This is a genomic window from Streptomyces sp. NPDC055078 (assembly GCF_053607985.1).
Map to the genome: position 1 here is coordinate 1 of NZ_JBSGUP010000013.1, position 18,272 is coordinate 18,272.

General features: G+C 72.2%; 14 protein-coding genes. 6 read left to right on the forward strand and 8 right to left on the reverse strand.

Features of this window, described 5'->3' with window-relative positions; genetic code table 11:
* The 3 genes from ACWF94_RS02315 to ACWF94_RS02325 form a co-directional block, all read right to left on the reverse strand.
* Positions 1-767: serine/threonine-protein kinase (locus ACWF94_RS02315; RefSeq protein WP_453483866.1), on the reverse strand; the 767-nt coding region annotated here is incomplete at its 3' end.
* A 222-nt stretch (positions 768-989) separates the two neighbouring features.
* On the reverse strand, positions 990-1,571 hold the full coding sequence (locus tag ACWF94_RS02320; RefSeq protein ID WP_453483867.1) for a MarR family winged helix-turn-helix transcriptional regulator: 582 nt from the start codon (positions 1,569-1,571) through the stop codon (positions 990-992).
* On the reverse strand, positions 1,568-2,164 hold the full coding sequence (locus ACWF94_RS02325; RefSeq protein WP_453483869.1) for a type 1 glutamine amidotransferase family protein: 597 nt from the start codon (positions 2,162-2,164) through the stop codon (positions 1,568-1,570). Before ACWF94_RS02325 ends, ACWF94_RS02320 begins: the two co-directional genes overlap by 4 nt.
* Before the next feature lie 183 nt (positions 2,165-2,347).
* On the opposite strand from ACWF94_RS02325, the gene ACWF94_RS02330 reads away from it, so the two are divergent.
* Positions 2,348-3,715, forward strand: a complete 1,368-nt coding sequence (locus tag ACWF94_RS02330; protein ID WP_453483871.1) for an aminotransferase class III-fold pyridoxal phosphate-dependent enzyme — start codon at positions 2,348-2,350, stop codon at positions 3,713-3,715.
* Between the two features lie 84 nt (positions 3,716-3,799).
* Here ACWF94_RS02330 and ACWF94_RS02335 read toward each other — a convergent pair whose 3' ends face one another.
* Positions 3,800-5,485 (reverse strand): TerD family protein, encoded by a 1,686-nt coding sequence (locus tag ACWF94_RS02335; protein ID WP_453483873.1) that lies wholly within the window; start codon positions 5,483-5,485, stop codon positions 3,800-3,802.
* 133 nt (positions 5,486-5,618) lie between these two features.
* Positions 5,619-9,680 carry an nSTAND1 domain-containing NTPase gene (locus ACWF94_RS02340; protein ID WP_453483875.1) on the reverse strand — a complete coding sequence of 1,354 codons (4,062 nt, stop codon included), beginning with the start codon at positions 9,678-9,680 and terminating at the stop codon, positions 5,619-5,621.
* Between the two features lie 130 nt (positions 9,681-9,810).
* Between ACWF94_RS02340 and ACWF94_RS02345 the strand changes: the two genes are divergently transcribed.
* Positions 9,811-11,280 carry a glycosyltransferase family 39 protein gene (locus ACWF94_RS02345; RefSeq protein ID WP_453483877.1) on the forward strand — a complete coding sequence of 490 codons (1,470 nt, stop codon included), beginning with the start codon at positions 9,811-9,813 and terminating at the stop codon, positions 11,278-11,280.
* An 80-nt stretch (positions 11,281-11,360) separates the two neighbouring features.
* Here the strand turns inward: ACWF94_RS02345 and ACWF94_RS02350 are convergent, their stop codons facing one another.
* On the reverse strand, positions 11,361-11,804 hold the full coding sequence (locus ACWF94_RS02350; RefSeq protein WP_453483879.1) for a hypothetical protein: 444 nt from the start codon (positions 11,802-11,804) through the stop codon (positions 11,361-11,363).
* Between the two features lie 72 nt (positions 11,805-11,876).
* On the opposite strand from ACWF94_RS02350, the gene ACWF94_RS02355 reads away from it, so the two are divergent.
* The 4 genes from ACWF94_RS02355 to ACWF94_RS02370 all read left to right on the forward strand — a co-directional run bounded on the left by ACWF94_RS02355 (position 11,877) and on the right by ACWF94_RS02370 (position 17,096).
* On the forward strand, positions 11,877-12,566 hold the full coding sequence (locus ACWF94_RS02355; protein WP_453483880.1) for a GntR family transcriptional regulator: 690 nt from the start codon (positions 11,877-11,879) through the stop codon (positions 12,564-12,566).
* Between the two features lie 227 nt (positions 12,567-12,793).
* Entirely contained in the window at positions 12,794-15,262 is a 2,469-nt protein-coding gene (locus ACWF94_RS02360; protein WP_453483916.1) for a glycosyltransferase, read from the forward strand.
* 189 nt (positions 15,263-15,451) lie between these two features.
* Entirely contained in the window at positions 15,452-16,102 is a 651-nt protein-coding gene (locus ACWF94_RS02365) for a hypothetical protein (RefSeq protein WP_453483917.1), read from the forward strand.
* A gap of 61 nt (positions 16,103-16,163) precedes the next feature.
* Complete coding sequence (locus ACWF94_RS02370) at positions 16,164-17,096, forward strand: class I SAM-dependent methyltransferase (protein WP_453483881.1); 933 nt, start codon at positions 16,164-16,166, stop codon at positions 17,094-17,096.
* A gap of 9 nt (positions 17,097-17,105) precedes the next feature.
* On the opposite strand, the gene ACWF94_RS02375 is transcribed toward ACWF94_RS02370, so the two are convergent.
* Entirely contained in the window at positions 17,106-17,486 is a 381-nt protein-coding gene (locus tag ACWF94_RS02375; protein WP_453483883.1) for a hypothetical protein, read from the reverse strand.
* Positions 17,486-17,980, reverse strand: coding sequence for an ATP-binding protein (locus ACWF94_RS02380; protein WP_453483884.1), 495 nt, complete (start codon positions 17,978-17,980; stop codon positions 17,486-17,488). Before ACWF94_RS02380 ends, ACWF94_RS02375 begins: the two co-directional genes overlap by 1 nt.
* Positions 17,981-18,272: the final 292 nt, after the last annotated feature.

An 18,272-nucleotide genomic window follows, 5' to 3' on the forward strand; every position in this document is an offset into this window, starting at 1 on the left:
TGGTCGGGCTCCTTGCGCAGACAGTCCCGTACGAGATCGGCGAGACCGTCCGGCAGCCCCGTCAGCTCCGGTTCCTCCTCGGCGATACGGAACATCGTCGCGTGCGCGCCGCTGTCCGCCGAGCCGAACGGGAGCCGGCCGGTCGCCGCGTACGCGAGGACCGAGCCGAGGCAGAAGATGTCGCACGCCGTGGTGACCCGGGTGCCGCGCACCTGCTCGGGGGCCATGAATCCCGGGGAGCCGATGACCGAGCCGGTGCGGGTGAGACCGCCGTCGGCAGTCGTCTCCAGGGCGCGCGCGATACCGAAGTCGATGACGCGGGGGCCGTCGATGGTGATGAGGATGTTGGACGGTTTGAGATCGCGGTGGATGAGCCCGGCCGCGTGGATGTCGCGCAGGGCGTGCGCGAGCCCGGAGCCCAGGATGCGGACCGAGCGCTCGGGGAGCGGACCCGCGCTGATCATGTCGTGCAGGGACGGACCGGCGACATAGCCGGTGGCGACCCAGGGCACGGGCGCCTCGGTGTCGGCGTCGAGCACCGGCGCCGTCCACTCCCCGCCGACCCGCCGGGCCGCGTGGACCTCCTGGCGGAAGCGGTCGCGGAACTCGTCCCGTTCGGCGAGTTCCGGCCGTACGAGCTTGACCGCGACCGTACGGCCCCGGTCGCTGCGCGCCAGATAGACCTGGCCCATGCCACCCGCGCCGAGGCGGGCCAGCAGCCGGTATGCGCCGATATGGAGTGGATCTCCAGATACAAGCTGATCCATTGGTGTCTGTCCTCCCCCCGAATCCCCCGATTCCGGCGATTCGCTGGAATCAGAGGATTCGGGGGACAGGATAGTGCGCGCGGGCGACGCGGTCTGGTCCGGTCGGGTCCCGTCCGGTCCTGCCCGTCCGGTCCGGTCTGTCCCGTCCGGTCTGTCCCGTCCGGTCTGGTCCGGTCGGGGCGCCGCGCTTCGGCCGGGGCGCCTTTCGCCGGGGCGGGTTCTTCAGTCGGCCCGGACGGCTTCGGCCCGGACGGCTTCGGTCCGGGTGCCGGTGGCGTGAGTGGTTTCGGCCGCGCCGCCCGCCGCCCGGGTGCTCCCGGCGGGGGTGCTCTCGGCCTGGGGGCTCTCGGCCGGGGTGCTCTCGGTCCGGACCGTGTCCATCGCCCGGGAGAGCCGCTCCAGCACCCGTACCGTCTCCGCGAACTCCTCCGGGCCGAGCGCCGTGGCGAGCCGGGCCGCCAGTTCGGTGTGGGCCGGAGCGAGGCGGCTCACCGCCGCGAGGCCCTCGTCCGTGGCGCGGAGGGCCTTGGCGCGGCGGTGCGCGGGATTGGGCTCGTAGGCGGCGAGACCGTGCTCGACCAGCAGATCCGCGATCCGCTGCACGCTCTGGCGGGTGAGGCCCATGGTCCGGGCGATCCCCGCCACGGGCTGGGGCGCGCTCAGGACGGCGCCGAGGACCTGCCAGCGGGCGGCGGTCAGGCCGACGTCCTTCGCCATCCGGTCGGAGACCGAGAGGAACTGGCCGTTCAGCCGGAAGACCCCGAGGGCGGTCCGGCTGAGCAGATCCCGCTCCGCGCGGCTCACTCCGCCTCCAGGATCGCGTAGGCGGACGCGTCGGAGTCGTGGAACAGCCGGTACCAGGCGTCCAGCTTCTCGCCCTCGTACACGCCGAGGGCCGCGAAGACCTCCCGGGCGAAGGCCACGGGCTCGGTGGGGCCCGCGGTGATCAGTCCGCCGTCGGTGACCGCGTCGGTTTCGCGGTAGCGCTCGCCGCCCCGGTAGCCGGTGGCGTCGAGATAGTAGGAGATCGCGCTCGTGTGGTCGCGGTCGTCGAGCAGTCCCTCGCGCGCCAGCCCCGCCGTGGCCCCGCAGATCGCGGCCACCGGGACGCCCGCGCCGAGGAACGCGCGCGCCTTCGCGGCGAAGGGGGCCAGCTCGTCCCCGGTGTCCCACGCGTCCGCGCCGGTCAGTACGAGCAGCGCGCTGTCCTCGGGGGTCAGCGAGGACAGCGCGGCGTCGGGCTGGATACGGACGCCGCCCATGGTGGTGACCGGATCGGTGGTGAGGCCGACCGTGCGGACGGTGTATCCGCGCCGGGTGAGATGGGCGGTGACGTATCCCGTCTCCCAGTCGGCGAAGGTGTCGTAGACGGCGAGATGAACGGTCCTGCGGGTCATGGCGCGCTCCTGGGTCCGGACGGAGTGTCTCCACTCCTCGATCCTCGATATGACAGAAGGTTGTCATAATGACAGCATGCTGTCAATCTCGACCGGGGCCCGACACAACGCCGCAGGAAGTCCCCATCGGCCCGACAGGGTGGCCATGTCGGACCTCGTCCGGGTGTCCTTACGCTGGAGCGCATGAACCATCGAGTCCAGCCCGCTGATCCCACCGCCGGCGCCGCCGTGAAAGCCGCGGACCGGGCACATGTCTTCCACTCCTGGTCCGCCCAGGGCCTGATCGACCCGCTCGCCGTCGCAGGCGCCGAGGGTTCGTACTTCTGGGACTACGGCGGGAAGCGCTATCTCGACTTCACCAGCGGCCTCGTCTACACCAACATCGGGTACCAGCACCCGAAGGTCGTCGCCGCGATCCAGGAGCAGGCGGCGAAGCTCACCACCTTCGCGCCCGCGTTCGCCGTCGAGGCGCGCTCCGAGGCCGCCCGGCTGATCGCCGAGCGCACCCCCGGCGATCTGGACAAGATCTTCTTCACCAACGGCGGCGCCGAGGCCATCGAGAACGCCGTACGGATGTCCCGGCTGCACACCGGCCGCCCGAAGGTGCTCTCCGCGTACCGCTCGTACCACGGCGGCACCGCGACCGCGATCAATGTCACCGGCGACCCCCGGCGGTGGGCGTCCGACAGCGCGACCTCCGGGGTCGTCCACTTCTGGGCGCCCTTCCTCTACCGCTCGCCGTTCTACTCCTCGACCGAGGCGGAGGAGACCGCCCGCGCCCTGACGCATCTGGAGGACACGATCGCGTTCGAGGGTCCGGGGACCATCGCCGCCATCGTGCTGGAGACCATTCCCGGCACCGCCGGGATCATGGTCCCGCCGCCCGGCTATCTCGCGGGCGTACGGGAGATCTGCGACCGGTACGGGATCGTCTTCGTGCTCGACGAGGTCATGGCCGGGTTCGGGCGCACCGGGAAGTGGTTCGCCGCCGAGCACTTCGATGTGGTGCCGGATCTGATCACCTTCGCCAAGGGCGTCAACTCCGGCTATGTGCCGCTCGGCGGGGTCGCCATCTCCGCCGAGATCGCGGCGACCTTCGAGACCCGGCCGTACCCCGGCGGACTCACCTACTCCGGTCATCCGCTGGCCTGCGCCGCCGCCGTCGCCACCATCCGGGCGATGGAGGAGGAGAACATCGTCGGGCACGCGGCCGTCATCGGCGAGACCGTCATCGGACCCGGCCTGCGGGAACTGGCCGAGCGGCACCCGAGCGTCGGCGAGGTCCGGGGCACGGGTGTGTTCTGGGCGCTGGATCTGGTCCGGAACCGGGAGACCCGCGAGCCCCTCGTCCCGTACAACGCCTCGGGCGACGCGAACGCGCCGATGGCCGCCTTCGCCGCCGCCTGCAAGTCGCGCGGGCTCTGGCCGTTCGTCAATATGAACCGCACCCACGCCGTCCCGCCGTGCAATGTGAGCGAGGCGGAGGCGAAGGAGGGTCTTGCCGTACTGGACGCGGCGCTCTCGGTCGCCGACGAGCACACCGACGGCTGATCCGGGCCCTGGCCCTGGTCCTGGTCCTGGTTCCTGGTCCCGGCCTGCCCGGCCCGGTCCGCTCGGGGGCAGGCCGGGGGCGGGTCAGGGGCGGACCTGGAGTGTCCAGGCGCTGTTGGCCTCGATCAGCAGCAGCACCGGGCCGGCGGGCAGGGGAATCGTCTGCCGGAACGGGCCGACCGCCCCGGTGAGCAGATCGTCGGTCCGCTGGAAACCGTGGTGGAACCCGAAGAATTCGGGGTCCGGCCGCCGGAAGTCGTGCACGGCGATCAGATACATCGAGGGATGGACGTCCTCGGGCCCCCTCTCCAGGGTCACTTCCAGCCGCCCTGCGGGCCCGGTGTGGATGAGGACGTCATCCGCCGGGCCGCTCAATGCGGCGGTGCCCAGCGGGCGGGCCGCGTTGAGCGGATGGACGGCGACGGTCCACTCCTCGTCCCCGTTCACCCTCATCCGCAGCGGCTCCCCCTCGGGGACGTAGCAGGCCGTACGGCCGTGGAAGAAGTTGACCGGCGCCGAGATCAGCTCATGCTCCTGCTCGTGGCGGGAGTTGAGCTTGTCGATCCACAAGGGGCTGTCGCAGGGCTGCCGGGCCTCGACGATCACCGGGCCGGGCGGGACCCGTCCCTCGAAGGTGACGGTCTCCATGTCGCGGCCGCGGTGCAGCAGCGAGTGGAAGGCAGGCAGTCCCGCGAACGCGGCGGCGAGCGGGTCGCCCGCCTGCGGGGACTGCGGCTGGTACCCGGGATGCGGCAGCGGCGGTTGTTGTCCCGCCTGTTGTCCCGGCTGCTGTCCGTACGCGGGCGGCGGGCCCTGAGGGTACGCGGCGGCGGGCGGCGGAAACCCGGGCGCGGGCTGCTGCGGGTACGCGGCGGGCGCGGGCCCCTGTCCCCCTGGCGGCGCGTACGGGAAGCCCCCGGGCGGGCTCTGCGGCGGGCTCTGTGGCGGTCCGGGCGGCGGTCCCTGGAACGGGCCCGGGGCGGCGGGCGGGTAGTGACCCGGGCCGGGGGCAGCGAAAGCGGGAGGAGCGGCGGGGGCCGCGGGCGGCGCATGAGACGCGGGCGGTACGGTCCCGGGGCCGGGCGGGGCCGCCGGCGCGTACGGGCCCGCGGCGGGGGGCGGATACGGGGCCGGGGCCCCCGGCGCGGGCGGTGCGTACGGGGCCGGTGCGGGCGGCGCGTATGGGTCCGGTGCGGGTGGCGTGTACGGGGCCGGTGCGGGAGCCGCCGGAGCAGCGCCCGCCACCACGATGCCGAAGTCCGTCGCGAGCCCGGCGAGCCCCGAGTCGTATCCCTGCCCGACCGCGCGGAACTTCCACGTCCCGTCGCGCCGGTAGAACTCGCCGAGGACGAACGCCGTCTCCGTCGTCGCGTCCGTCACCGCGTAATGCACCGCCACCGACCCGTCGGGCCCCAGCGCCTGCACATACAGCCCCGGCACCGCGCCGAAGACCCCGCCGCCCCCGTCGTCACAGGACGCGGCTATCAGCACCCGCTGCACCGCCGCCTCCACGGTCGGCAGCTCCAGTTCCAGCCATTCGGCGAGCTGACCGCCGCCCTCGGCCCTCCCCAGGTGCCGCACCGCGCCCGACGGGTGCCGGGGCTGGTTGTAGAACACCAGGTCGGCGTCCCCGCGCACCATGCCCCGCGCGTCGAGCAGCAGCGCGGACGCGTCGATGACCGGTGTCCCCGGCGCCACGCGGCGGCCCACCGCCACCCGTAGCAGGGCTGTGGGTACGGGGGCGTTCGCGCCCTTGGGGATGTGCGTCATGCGCCGATCCTCGCAGTGAAGGACCGGTGAAGTCGATGGTCGGAGCATGTGATGCGGGTGCCGGTGCCCTGTGATGGGTCCGGAGCCTGTGACGCGGGGTGCCGGGGGCGACATGGCAGCGCTGTGCGGTGAGTTACGGGGGGCAGGTGGGGCGGTACGGGACCGTCGGGAGGTAGGTCTTCCACTCCGTCCGCGACAGTTCGCCCAGTGCCCGCCTACAGACGTTCTCCGCCGTCCGCCCGGGGTCCAGCGCATGGGTACGGAGCGCCACGTACGGCGTGGTGACCCGCAGTTCCCCGCCGTCCTCGCCGAACGCCAGCGCCAGGACCGGTCCGTCGGCGGGCGGCAGTGGGGAACCCTGGGAGCGGGGGGAGGCGGTGTCCCAGATCCGTACGCCGCCGTCCGCGTCGCCGACGGCGACCTTGCGGCCGTCGGCCGAGAACGCGAGCGCCCGCCCGAGCCGGCCCTCCTGGGCATGCGAGGCATTGGGCACTGCGGGGACGAGGAGCGCGAGCAGCCGCTTGCCTTCGCCGTCCCAGAGCGTGGTGCGGCCTGTCCAGTCGCTCATCGCGCTGAAACGGCCGTCGGGGCTGAACACCGCCGACGAGGCGTAGGACTCGCCCCGCATGATGCGGGTGGCCTCTCCCGTCTCCGGGTCGATCAACTGCCGGTACTGCGCGAAGAACCGGCCGTCCGGGGCCGTCGCGAGCAAGGGTCCGTTGGCGCCGGGTCGCAGGGTGGACCAGCCGCGCCCCTGGACACTCCCCAGGCCCTGGATACCTCCGGCCGGGCCCAGGCCCCGGACACTCCCGTCCTGGCCCAGGCGCAGGGAGTCGATGGACTTGGCCTTCATGGCCGAGCGGGACACGGCGAGCGGCCGACCGTTGTCGCCGTCGCCGTCGCCGTCGCCGTCGCTGACATCGCCGACCGCGACTTCGCCGTCGTGGTGGGGCGGCGGAGGCACGGAGGCGACCGCGCCGGAACGGATGTCGCGCACGGCGACCGCGCCGGACGCGTTCAGATACGCGAAGGCGCGGCTGTCCGGGCTGAAGGCCATCCCGGGGCAGCGGGATCCGCACGCCGATGGGCGGCCGGGCCCCGGGCCGGGGCCGGGAAGCGCGGCGAACGACCGCCCGTCGGCGGCGTCCCGCAGCTCATGCGTCCGGGCGCCGTCGGCGGGGGTGCGCTGGGTGGCCAGGACAGTGCCGTCCGGGCTGTACGCGGCGGCGGTGAACGGGGCGCGTTCCCCCGCCGCGGGGTTCATGGGGTCGAACGCGATGGTCCAGACGTTGCGGGCGGGCGGTGCCAAGAACTCCGTGAACCTGATGATTCCGGCCCGCATGTCCAGCCGCAGATCGCTGAGGTTTCTGTTCACCGCGGGGTACCGGCTCAGGGCCACGGGAGGAAGGTGGTCCGAGAGCCGCCAGAGCCGTATCTCGTCCGCTGTCAGCGTCGCCGCGTGGGTGCCGTCCGCGCTGAACGCCACGGAAGACATGCCTCCGGTGGTGATGCGGGGCCGCTCCCGGCCGGACCGTATGTCCCAGGTGCGCACTCCGGTCTCGGCATTGATGGCCAGTGCCCGGTTGTCGGGGGTGAACTGTATGTCGTCGGTGAGGTGGCACAGGTCGACTCTCGTCGCCCACGGGGTGTGCAGTCTGCGGCGTTCGCGCAGATCCCAGATCTGGAGCGGCCCCTCTCCCGCCGAACTCGGACAGAAGGCGAGCAGCCGGTCGTCGGAGGAGATCTGGAACCGGCGGATCTCCCGGTACCGGCCGCCGGTGTCGAGGAGCGGCCGGCCGGTGCGGGTGTCCCACAACTGGAGCGGGCCGTTGGACCGGTGCGCGCCGAAGAGGCGGCCTTGTGGCCCGAACCAGCCTTCGCTGTCATCGCCTCGGGGCCCGAACGCCTTCCCGGTCGGCCTTCCGATCGCCAGGTCCCAGATCCGTATCCCGTCCGGGGAGGTGAAGGCTGCCCTCCGGATGTCGGGGCTGACATCCAGGATGCCGTGGGCCTGCCGGCCGAGACCGGGCAGGGTGGCGACCCTTCGATGGGTGGCCACATCCCAGCGGTCGACCCGGTCCGGGCCGACGACGGCCACCGTGCGGCCGTCGTCGCTGAACCGCCACCAGGAGGTGTCCTCCTCCGTCTCCGACTCGGGCAGCGGCGCGGCGAACATATCCACCGTGTGCTGCGCCCCCGCCGCGAACAGCGACTCCCGGGTCTCGGGCAGATCCGCCAGTTCCCAGGCGGCCAGGCTCAGCCGCATGGCGGTTCGCGGATCGGATGTCCGCAGGGCGTCCGCGACTCCGGCGGCCCGCCGGGCCTCCGCCTCCGTGGCGCGGCGGTCGCTCACCTCACTCTGCTGCCAGGCGGTCAGTCCCGCGATCGCGGCGAGGCACAGCAGCACGGAGAGGGTGATGGTCAGGACGCGCAGCCGCCGGGTGGTGCGGGCGGCGGCGCGCAGTTCACAGTCGTACGCGGCGAGGGAGGCGGTGAGGAAGTCCCGCTCCTGAGGGGTGAGCCAGTCGGCGGGTGTCCTGGGGGTCTCGCCGGGGCCCCGGGGCGGCGCGCGCCGGAACAGGCGCCGGGTCCCGGGCGGGTCGGGGGCCTTCGGGAGGTCCCGGGCGCTGTCGTGCGCCTGAGCCCCGGGTGCCTCGGCCAGGAACGCCTCCCGCGCCCCCACCAGTTGCGCGCCCCGGTACAGCGCACCCGGGTCGCGCCCCAGTTCCTCCCACATCCGGGCCGCGTCCGTCAGCCGGCGGTGCGAGCGCAGCAGATCGCGGTCGTCCTCGATCCAGCCGCGCAGCCGGGGCCAGCCGGTGATGAGCGCCTCGTGCGCGAGATCGACGGAGGTGTCGTCGACGGTCAGCAGCCGGGCGCGGACCAGGCGTTCCAGGACGCGTTCGGACTCCGGCGACTGGAGCAGTTCGGTCCGCTCGGCCGGGCGGCGGGTGTCCTGGCCGCCTTCACCCGGTGATATGAGCCGCAGCAGCAGGGCGCGGGCGGCCCGTGACTGCTCGTCGGTGAGGGACGTGAAGATCTCCTCCGCCGTGTGCGCGATCGCGCCCCGCACCCCGCCGATCGCCTCGTACGCCGACACGGTCAGCGTCCGGCCGTGCCGCCGCCGCCAGGTCTCCAGCAGGGCGTGCGACATCAGCGGCAGTCCGCCCGGCTCATCGGCGACATCGGCGACGATCCGGGCGGTCAGCGCGCGCTCCACGATGAGCCGTTCGGCGGTGGCGGGTCCGACGACCGCCTCCCGCAACTGCTCGGGCGTCATCGGCCCGACGAGGAGCACGGAGTCCTTAAGGGCGTCGGCGAGCGCGGGGTGCTCGGCGCACCGGCCGTAGAAGTCGGCGCGTACGGCGATGAGGACACGGGCCCCGGGACCGGCCCCGGAACCGGCCCCGGGACGGGCCCCGGAACCGGTCAGCAGCTTGATGAAGGCCGCACGTTCGGCGGGGTCGCGGCAGAGGGTGAAGACCTCCTCGAACTGGTCGACCAGGACCAGCGCGCCCTCGGTGAACAGGGCGCGGTGCGTACGGGCCGGGGTGGGCCCGGGGGTGAGGATACGGATCACGGAGGGGCCGCCGGTGTCTCCGGGGGTGCGGTCCACCGAAGCGGTGCCGGTGTCTCCGGGGGTGCGGCTCACCGATGGACCGCCGGTGCCGTCTCCGGGGGTGCGGTCCACCGAAGCGGTGCCGGACGATCCGCCGCCCTCGCGCAGGGCCGGGACCAGCCCCGCCCGCAGCAGGGACGACTTCCCGCTGCCGGACGCGCCGACGAGAGCGGCGAAGGGCCGCCGCCGGGTCAGCTCCAGCAGATCGGCGACCAGGGCGTCCCGCCCGAAGAAGTGGTCGCGGTCCTCGGTGCCGTACCGGGCGAGTCCGGGGTAGGGGGCGCTCGTACCGTCGTCCCGCGCGAGTACGGGTTCGCCGGCCGATGCCTCGCGCCAGCGCTTCTCCCACTCGGCGGGGTCACCGCCGCAGGCGGTCGCGTAGGCGAGAGCGACCGCGAGCGAGGGCAGCCGTGCCCCGGCCGCCGCGGCGGAGAGAGTCGGCGCGGAGTACCGGGAGCCCTCGGCCATCGTCCGGTAGGTGGGGGTGCCCGCCTCCCGGCGCAGCTCGCGCAGGTCGTACGCGAACCGCTGCACCGGCCCCTCGTCCGGGTCCAGCGGCTTCTCGCGACGCCCCATCCCCTCACCTCCCCCGGCCGACCCAGACAGGCCCCGACAGGCCCCGATCGACCCCGATCGACCCTAGACGAATTGATTGGCGGGGCGTGAGGGGCCTGCCTATCAACGGGACGGCCGGTGGACTCGCCAGATGATCGACACCGCGCCGTCCGTTCCGCCCCCTGTGCCGTCGCCCCCTTCGTCCCCCGTGCCGCCGTCCGCGCCGATCCGCTCCCCGCCCCCGCCCGTACCGCGTGTGCGGCGGCTCTCCTCCCGTACGGTCGCCCTCGCGCCCGCCGTCCTTATGCTCGCCCTCGGGCTGTGGGGCATCCGGCGCGGCGGGACGCTGTGGACCGACGAGGCGGTCACGTATGACATGGCGGGGCGGACCGTGGCCGAGATCCGGTCCACGCTCGGGTCGGTCGACGCCGTGCACGGGCTCTACTACTTCCTGATGCACGGGGTGTTCAGCGCCTGGGACCCCGGACTCGTCGCGCTGCGGCTGCCGTCCGTCCTCGCGATGTGTGCGACGGCCGCCGGGGTCGCGCTGATCGGCGCCCGGCTGGCGGGCCCCCGCGCGGGGCTGCTGGCCGGGCTCGTCCTGCCGCTGCTGCCGGTCGTGCAGCGGTACGCGCAGGAGGGGCGTTCCTACGCGCTGGTGTGCGCGTTCGTCACCTGGGGGACCTGGCTGCTGCTGAAACGGCGCTGGGGCGCGTACGCGGTGGTCATGCTGACGGCGTGTCTGCTGCACGAGTTCGCGGTCCTCGCGCTGGTGGCGCATGCGGTGACCCTCCGCCGCCACTGGCCGCGCGGCTGGCGGATGGCGGCGCTGTGCGTGGTCGCCGGGCTGGCCCCGCTCGCCCTTTTCAGCACCACGCAGGCCGCCCAGGTGGACTGGATCGGCCCGCCGGGCACCCCCGAACTCACCGCCTTCGCCGCGCTGTCCCTCCTCGGCTGGTGCTGCGCCCGTACCGCCGGGGGCGCCCGGGTACGAGCCGTCGCCCTGCCGCTGCTGGTGCTGCCCATGGGGCTGCTATTGGCGGTCTCGTTCGTGCACCCGCTCTTCGTGGACCGCTATGTCCTGCCGTACGTCATCGGTCTCGCCCTCCTGCTGGGCGCGGTCCTCGACCGCTACTGGTCCGGGGTTGTCGCCCTGTCCGCAGGGGCCGCCTCGCTGGTCACGCTGATGGCCTTCGGCCTCCATCTCCGCTCACCCGACAGCCGCAAGAGCGACGTCGGCGCGGTGGCCTCGGCGGTGGCGGAGGTCGCCCGGCCCGGGGACTCCGTCCTCTTCACCCCCCTGCGCCGCCGCGTCTGGACCCTCGTCGACCCCGGGGCCTTCCACGGTCTCCGTGACCTTTCTCTCGACCGCTCGCCCCGCGCCTCCAACACCCTCTACGGCACCGACACCACCCCCGCCGAGATCCGCGCCCGCCTCACCTCGGCGCCCGGCCGCGTCCTCGTCCTCCAGGACCCCAAGGGCGACCTCCTCGACCGGATCCCCACCGAACAGGCCAAACGCGACACTCTCCGCACCCACTTCGTCCCCTGCTCCGACCGCCTCATCGGCCACGCGCGCCTGACGGTGTACGCCCGCCCGGGAGCGTGCCCGCCCACCTGAGAGCTGTCCCGGTGGGGCGCACCGGTCCGTCCTCAATCGCCGGACGGGCCGCAGGTGGACCCGGGGCGTCTCCAGGCCAGTTACGCACCAGCCCCCGGCTCCACCTCCAGGAAGCGCCGCCGCCGCGCCCCCCGGTACAGCAGCGCCTCCCACCCCGCCGCGCCCAGCACCTCCACGCACGCCCGCAACCGCGCCTCCTCGTCGCCCGAGGCCCCGCTCCCCGGCGGTCCCAGCCACTCCACGCACACCGCGCCCGGCCGGTCCGCGTTCCGTACGCGATAGCCGGTCGCGACCCGGACCCCCTGGGCGTCCACCGCGGACGGCGGCACACCCCCGGCCTCCAGCGCCAGCGCGACCGCCCGCACCGGCTGCTGGAGTTCCCAGACCGCGGGCGTGGCGCCGGTGAGCCGCCGGATCTGCATCAGCCCGGCGAACGCCGTACGCACCTCCGCGTCCCGGTCCGGACCTGCGGTCACCTCGACCGGACCGTCCCCCGTGGCCGCCTCGAAGACCCCGTCGCTCACCCGCACCACCTCACCCGGTTCGTACCGACTGGCCTATCGTGTCCGGGACCACTGGTGAAGGAGAAGTCATCGATGCCCGGCACCGGCCCGCGCAGTGCGAGTACCGCTGTCACCCGCAGCACGCTGCGGCAGCAGATCGCGGACGCACTGCGCGACGAGGTGCTGGCCGGGCGGTTGCTGCCGGGAGAAGAGTTCACGGTCAAACAGATCGCCGAGCAGTACGGGGTCTCCGCGACCCCGGTCCGCGAGGCGCTGGTCGATCTCTCCGCCCAGGGGCTGCTCGACTCCGACCAGCACCGGGGCTTCAGGGTGCACGAGTTCTCGATCGGGGACTACCGCGACATGGTCGGGGCGCGCTCCCTGGTGATGGACGGGATCATCCGGCACGCGGAGCGCACCGGCCGCACCCGGGTACGGCCCAAGGCGGTCCTCTCGGTGCGCCGCCGCGCCGAGGAGGCCGCCCGCGCGGCGGCGTGCGGAGAGCTGGACATCCATATCGGTTACGACCTTCGGTTCTGGCACGAGCTGGGCTCCATCGTGGCAAACACGTATATATCGCGTTTTCTGCACCATCTGCGTGTCCAGAGCTGGGTCTTCGCCGTGCCGCATCTGCGCTTCGACCCACAGCGCCGGGACTGGCTGTGGATAGGGCATGAGGACCTGATCGACGCCGTGACCCTCGGCGACCTGGCGGCCTCGCGCCGGGTGATCACTGAGTACGACGATCAATCGCTCGCCTGGGCGGATCGGCTGGAGCGATGAACGTGGACAACGGCAGCGACGACAACAGCGACAACAGCGATATCAGTGACGGCAGCGACAACACCGGCAACACCGGCAACACCGGCAACAGAACCGCGACCAGTAGAGCCACAGGCGCCGGCATCAACACCCGTACCGGCGCGAGCACGAGCGCGAGCACCGGCACCGGCACCGGCACGAGCACCAGCACCGACACCGGGATCACCACCCCCCAGGGAATCCCTCGCATGCCCCGAATATCTCGAATATCCCGAATATCCGGCACTGGTGTCGATCTGAGCGTCATCGTCCCCGCCTACAACGAGGAGACCCGCCTCCGCCCCACCCTCGACGCCATCCGCGCCCATCTGACCGCCGATCCGGACCGCTGGGGCAGCTGGGAACTGATCGTGGTGGACGACGGCTCGACCGACGCGACGGCCGCGATCGCGAGGGAGGCCGCGGCCGAGGAGCCGCGTATCCAGCTCATCGCCGCCGATGACGGGGCGAACCGGGGTAAAGGGGATGCCCTCCGGCGAGGGGTGCTCGCCTCGTACGGCCGCCGGATCCTGCTCACGGACGCCGACCTCGCCACACCCATCACGGATCTGGACCGCCTCGACCAGCAGCTCGCGGCCGATGGCACGACGGCGGCGATCGGCTCCCGCGCGCACCCCGAGTCCCGGATCGAGGTGCATCAGTGGCGGGTGCGCGAATGGCTCGGGCGCCTGGGCAACCGGCTGATACGCGCGGTCGCGGTCCCGGGGATCCATGACACGCAGTGCGGCTTCAAACTCTTCGACGGCGACAAGGTGCGTTCGGCGTTCGCCGACTCACGGCTCAACGGCTGGGGCATCGACGTCGAGATACTGCGGTTCTTCCGCCGCGCGGGCTGGCCGGTGTCGGAGGTCCCGGTGAACTGGTCGCACCAGCAGGGTTCCAAGGTCAGACCGCTGGACTACGGCATGGTGCTCCTCGAACTGGTCCGGCTGCGGGCGCGCGCGCTGCACCGGGTCGATCTGCTGGTCGCCGCGCTCTTCCTCTTCGCCTCCTTCTATCTCTACAACGACCTGTGGACGGATCTGGACCACGGCTATCTGACGGACGCCGGACAGGACCAGAACCAGTGGGAGTGGTTCTTCCGGGTCACCGCCGACAATGTGATCCATCTGCGCAATCCGCTGTTCACCACCCTCCAGGGCCATCCCGAGGGCGTGAACCTGATGGCGAACACGGTGATGCTCGGGCTGTCCGTGCCGCTCACCCCGGTGACCCTGCTGCTCGGCCCGACGGTCACCTGGGCGCTGGTCCTCACCACCGGCCTCGCGGCGACGGCGGTCACCTGGTACTGGCTGATCGCGCGCAGACTGGTCGCCAACCGCTGGGCGGCGGCCATCGGCGCGGCGTTCGCCGCCTTCGCGCCCCCGATGATCTCCCACGGCAACGCGCACCCGAACTTCCTGGTGCTCTTCATGATCCCGCTGATCATCGACCGGGCGCTGCGGCTGTGCGAGGGCCGCGCGGTCGTCCGGGACGGGGTGCTGCTGGGCCTGTTCGCGACGTATCAGATCTTCCTCGGCGAGGAGCCGCTGCTGCTCGCCGCGATGGGGATGGTGCTGTTCGCGTTCGCGTACGCGGTGGTGGCCCGCGAGGTGGCCCGGGGGGCGTGGCGCCCGCTGTCGCAGGGGCTGGTGGTCGCGCTTGCGGTGTGTCTGCCGCTGGTGGCGTTCCCGCTGGTCTGGCAGTTCTTCGGCCCGCAGAGCTATGCGAGCGTCATGCACGGCGACAACACGGGGAACAGCCCGCGCGCGTTCGTCGAGTTCGCGGGCCGTTCCCTGCTCGGCTCGGACGACAGCGCGGACCCGCTCGCGATGAACCGTACCGAGCAGAACGCGTTCTTCGGCTGGCCGCTGATCCTGCTGGCGGCGGTGATCGTCGTACGGCTGCGGCGGCTGCCGCTGGTGAAGGCGCTGGCGTTCACCGGTCTGGCGGCGGCGTTTCTGTCGCTGGGGGTGAAGTTCCGCGTCCCGTACACGGACATCGTGCTCACGGGCCCCTGGCGGGCACTGGCGCACCAGCCGCTCTTCGAGTCGGTGATCGAGTCCCGGGTGGCGATGATCTGCGCTCCCGTGCTGGGCGTCCTGCTGGCGCTGACGGCCGACCGGCTGACGTCGGCGCCACGGCTCGCGGTCCGCGCGGCGGGGTTCACGGCGGTGGCCGTCGCGCTGTTCCCGGTGCTGCCCACCCCGTATCCGGTCCGGGAACGCGCACCGGTGCCCGAGTTCATCGCCGAGGGCACCTACCGCTCGTACGTCGAGAAGGGCGAGGCGGTGGTCACGGTGCCGCTGCCCGACCCCAGCGGGGCGGACCCCCTGTACTGGCAGTCGTCCACCGATCTCGGCTTCTCGCTCGCGGGCGGGTACTTCAACGGCCCCTGGGGCCCGGACCGTATCGGTATCTACGGTTCCACCCCCCGCCACACCTCCAACCTCCTCAGCGAGGTCCGCAACTCGGGCCGGGTCCCGGAGATCGGCCGGCAGCAGCGGGCGCAGGCGCGCGCGGACCTGCGGGCGTGGCGGGCGGGCGTGGTGGTGCTGGTGCCGGAGCAGTGGAACGCGGAGGCGCTGCGGACGACGGTGGAGAAGCTGCTCGGGCGGCCGGCCGAGCGGGTCGGCGGCCTGTGGGTCTGGGATGTCGGGAAGGCGGGGGGCATGTGAGCGCGGTTTCTGTGCGACGGTGGGGCCCAATGCGGGTAGGGAAGTGGCGGGTGTCCTTCGCCGAACGTGTGCGCGGCACTTTCGCTGTTCCGTCTACGTTGTCCCAGTGTCGTACGACCTTGCGCCGCCGCCCCTGATCACACCGTTCACACCGTGTACGTCCGATCTCATTGGAGAGTGAGCCCTCCCTTGGCATGTGACCTGTGGCTGGTCCCCCTCGTCGATGTGCTCTGTCACAGCCCCGACAACCCGTTCGCCGAAGAGATCGCCTCGTACGACAAGGCCCTGTCCGACGCTTCACTGCCGACGGTCCCTGTATTCGCCTATATGCCGGGACTGTCCGGTGATGTGGCCCCGGTCGCGGGTTTCGACTACGACGCGCTCCACTTTCTGCGCCGCGCGTATCTGCTCCAGCTCTGCGGGCTCGCCGTGACACCCGTGGACGAACTGGGCGGGGACTACGAACAGCTCCTGGAGATGTTCGAGGCCACGGCGCAGCAGTCCCACCTGGTCTGGCACTACGACCACGCGGGCGCGTATGTCCCGGTCGACTTCACCTCCCCGCTCTCGAACGACGAGCTTCTCGCGGGCGGCGGCCCCCTGGGCTCCACCCAGGGCCTGCTGCGGGAGCTGGAGTTCGTCGCCCCCGCGATCGGCATCGACCCGGCGAACCCGCCGACCGCGCCGAGGCCCCCGGAACGCCCGACCTCGCTGGAGGAACCGGCCGGACCCATCCCGTACGACGACAGCCCGTTCGCCCGGGAGCGCCATGTCTGGCTGGGGCTGCATGCGGCGGCGACCCGGAGTCTGGGACAGGGGTCGATGATCGTCTTCAGCTGAGCCGCGATCGTCTTCAGCTCAGCTTCAGCCGGTGGACATCTTGGCCCGGTAGGACCGGGGCATGGCACAGACGAGTACGGAAGACACCCTGCCGGAGCCGGTGGACTTCGCCGGCGTCAAGGGCTGGTTCTGGCCGGTGGACCAGCTCCTGTTCGACTGGTTCCTGTCCCGGGAGCGCGGAGATCTGCTGGAGCTGGGCGCGTATCTGGGCAAGAGCGCGATCTTCATGGGCGGATATCTGCGGGACGGCGACGCGTTCACGGTGTGCGATCTGTGGGATTCGCCGGCGCCCGACGATCCCAACAGCGCGGAGATGAACCGTTCGTACGCCACCCTCACCCGGCGGGCGTTCGAGGCGAACTATCTGTCGTTCCACGATGCCCTGCCCCGGATGGTGCAGGCGCCGACGTCCGTGATCACCTCGGAGGTACGGGCCGGGAGCTGCCGGTTCGTCCATGTCGACGCCTCCCATCTGTACGAGCATGTGCGCGGCGACATCGCGTCGGCGAAGGAGTTGCTGCGCCCGGACGGGATCGTGGCGTTCGACGACTTCCGGGCCGAGCACTGCCCCGGGGTCGCGGCGGCGGTCTGGGGTGCGGTGGCGACCTCGGGCCTCAAGCCGATCGTGATCACGGGCACGAAGCTGTACGGGACGTGGGGCGAGCCGCGCGATATCCGCGATGCGCTGGGTGCCTGGCTCGGCGACCGCAGTGACCTGTGGTGGGGTACGGAGGAGGTGGCGGGCCGCCCCCTGATCCGCGTCAAACCGGGCCGCGTGGTCCCGCCCCCGGCTCCGTCGTCCCGCCATGAGCCCCCGGCGCCGGAGCCTGCCCCTGATGCGGTTGATGCGGTTGGTTCCGTTGCTCCGGTTGCTCCGGTTGATCCCGCACCGGCCCGGGTGTCGGCGCGTCCCCCGTCCCGCGCCCGCAGCCTGACCCGGGACCTGCTCCCCCCGATCCTGACCCGGGCCCTGGCCTCCCGCCGGACGGGGTGAGCCGGGCGCTTACCTCTCGCTGGACGGGGTGAGGTGCCCGTACTCCGGATCGGCGAACGCGAAGCTGTGCCCACCCGGATGCTTCTCGAACAGCGTGCAGCCGTCGTTCCCCCCACCAGGTCGGCCGTTGTCGGCGGGGCAGTCGGGGAGTACGGCCACACACTCCGGAACCCGGCCGTCCTCCCACCGCGCCCAGACCTCGCCGTGGTCACTGTCGTCCAGCCCGCGTACGAGGTCGAAGTGCGCGCCCTCCGTATGCGCCTCAAGCCCGCACCGCAGCCGGGTGGTCACTTCGAGCGGATGCCCCGGTGCCCCGGGCACGATCTCCAGCGCGAGCACCAGCAGTTGCAACGGCAGCGTGGCCGCCGCTCCGCACCCGACGCGGGCCATCAGGCGCCCCCACCGTTGATCGCGAGCAGACACCAGGTACGGGCACCGTCCCCGGCGACCCCCCACGCGTCCGCGACCACCCCCACCAGCTGAAGCCCCCGCCCCCTCTCGTCCTCGGCCCCGGCCACCTTCTCCCGCGCCCCTTGCGCCCCACTGTCCCCTGCGACCTCGATCCCGACGTAGGTCGCGGACCGCCACAGCCGTACGCGTACGGTGTCGCCCTCCCCGTGCTGAAACCCATTGGTCACCAGCTCCGAGAGCAGTAGGTCGACCGCCTCAATGAGCGCGTCCAGCCCCCAGATCCGCAGATGCACCTGCCCGATCCGCCGCATCTGCCCGGGCCAGGACCTGTCCTGGGGGGTCAGGGGGGTGCCCGGTGGGGCGGTGCGTCGGAGGTGTACGTCGAACCCGGTCGTGATCCCGGGCTGGTCGAGATCGATGCGGCCGAGGTGTTGAACGGTGTGGGCGTGGGGTGGTGCGGCGGTGATCGGCATGACGTGTCCCTGTCCTTCTGTCCTTCACGGTTTCGGGCAGCGCGAAGCTGGGCCTGGGAGTTCGGGAGGTCCAGTTTTGTGCAACGCCGTCCGCATTGGCTCTGGCTCAACTACTGTCTTGCACGTGAAAGTTGCCGCGCAAGCTGGCGTGCAACTTTCATGGAAAATGACATATGCGTGGAGCTGGACTCTTGGCTGGGCGAGGCGAACTCCGGGTGGCACACTCGACACTTGGCAGCCGTCGGCACGGACTCGGGAGCAGTTCCATAGGGCTCGGGCTCAGTTGAGCCTG

Coding starts and splice junctions, on each gene's coding strand:
- ACWF94_RS02325 (WP_453483869.1), bottom strand. CDS start 2,164: ATGACCCGCAGGACCGTTCATCTCGCCGTCTACGACACCTTCGCCGAC.
- ACWF94_RS02330 (WP_453483871.1), top strand. CDS start 2,348: ATGAACCATCGAGTCCAGCCCGCTGATCCCACCGCCGGCGCCGCCGTG.
- ACWF94_RS02335 (WP_453483873.1), bottom strand. CDS start 5,485: ATGACGCACATCCCCAAGGGCGCGAACGCCCCCGTACCCACAGCCCTG.
- ACWF94_RS02340 (WP_453483875.1), bottom strand. CDS start 9,680: ATGGGGCGTCGCGAGAAGCCGCTGGACCCGGACGAGGGGCCGGTGCAG.
- ACWF94_RS02345 (WP_453483877.1), top strand. CDS start 9,811: ATGATCGACACCGCGCCGTCCGTTCCGCCCCCTGTGCCGTCGCCCCCT.
- ACWF94_RS02355 (WP_453483880.1), top strand. CDS start 11,877: ATGCCCGGCACCGGCCCGCGCAGTGCGAGTACCGCTGTCACCCGCAGC.
- ACWF94_RS02360 (WP_453483916.1), top strand. CDS start 12,794: ATGCCCCGAATATCTCGAATATCCCGAATATCCGGCACTGGTGTCGAT.
- ACWF94_RS02370 (WP_453483881.1), top strand. CDS start 16,164: ATGGCACAGACGAGTACGGAAGACACCCTGCCGGAGCCGGTGGACTTC.
- ACWF94_RS02375 (WP_453483883.1), bottom strand. CDS start 17,486: ATGGCCCGCGTCGGGTGCGGAGCGGCGGCCACGCTGCCGTTGCAACTG.
- ACWF94_RS02380 (WP_453483884.1), bottom strand. CDS start 17,980: ATGCCGATCACCGCCGCACCACCCCACGCCCACACCGTTCAACACCTC.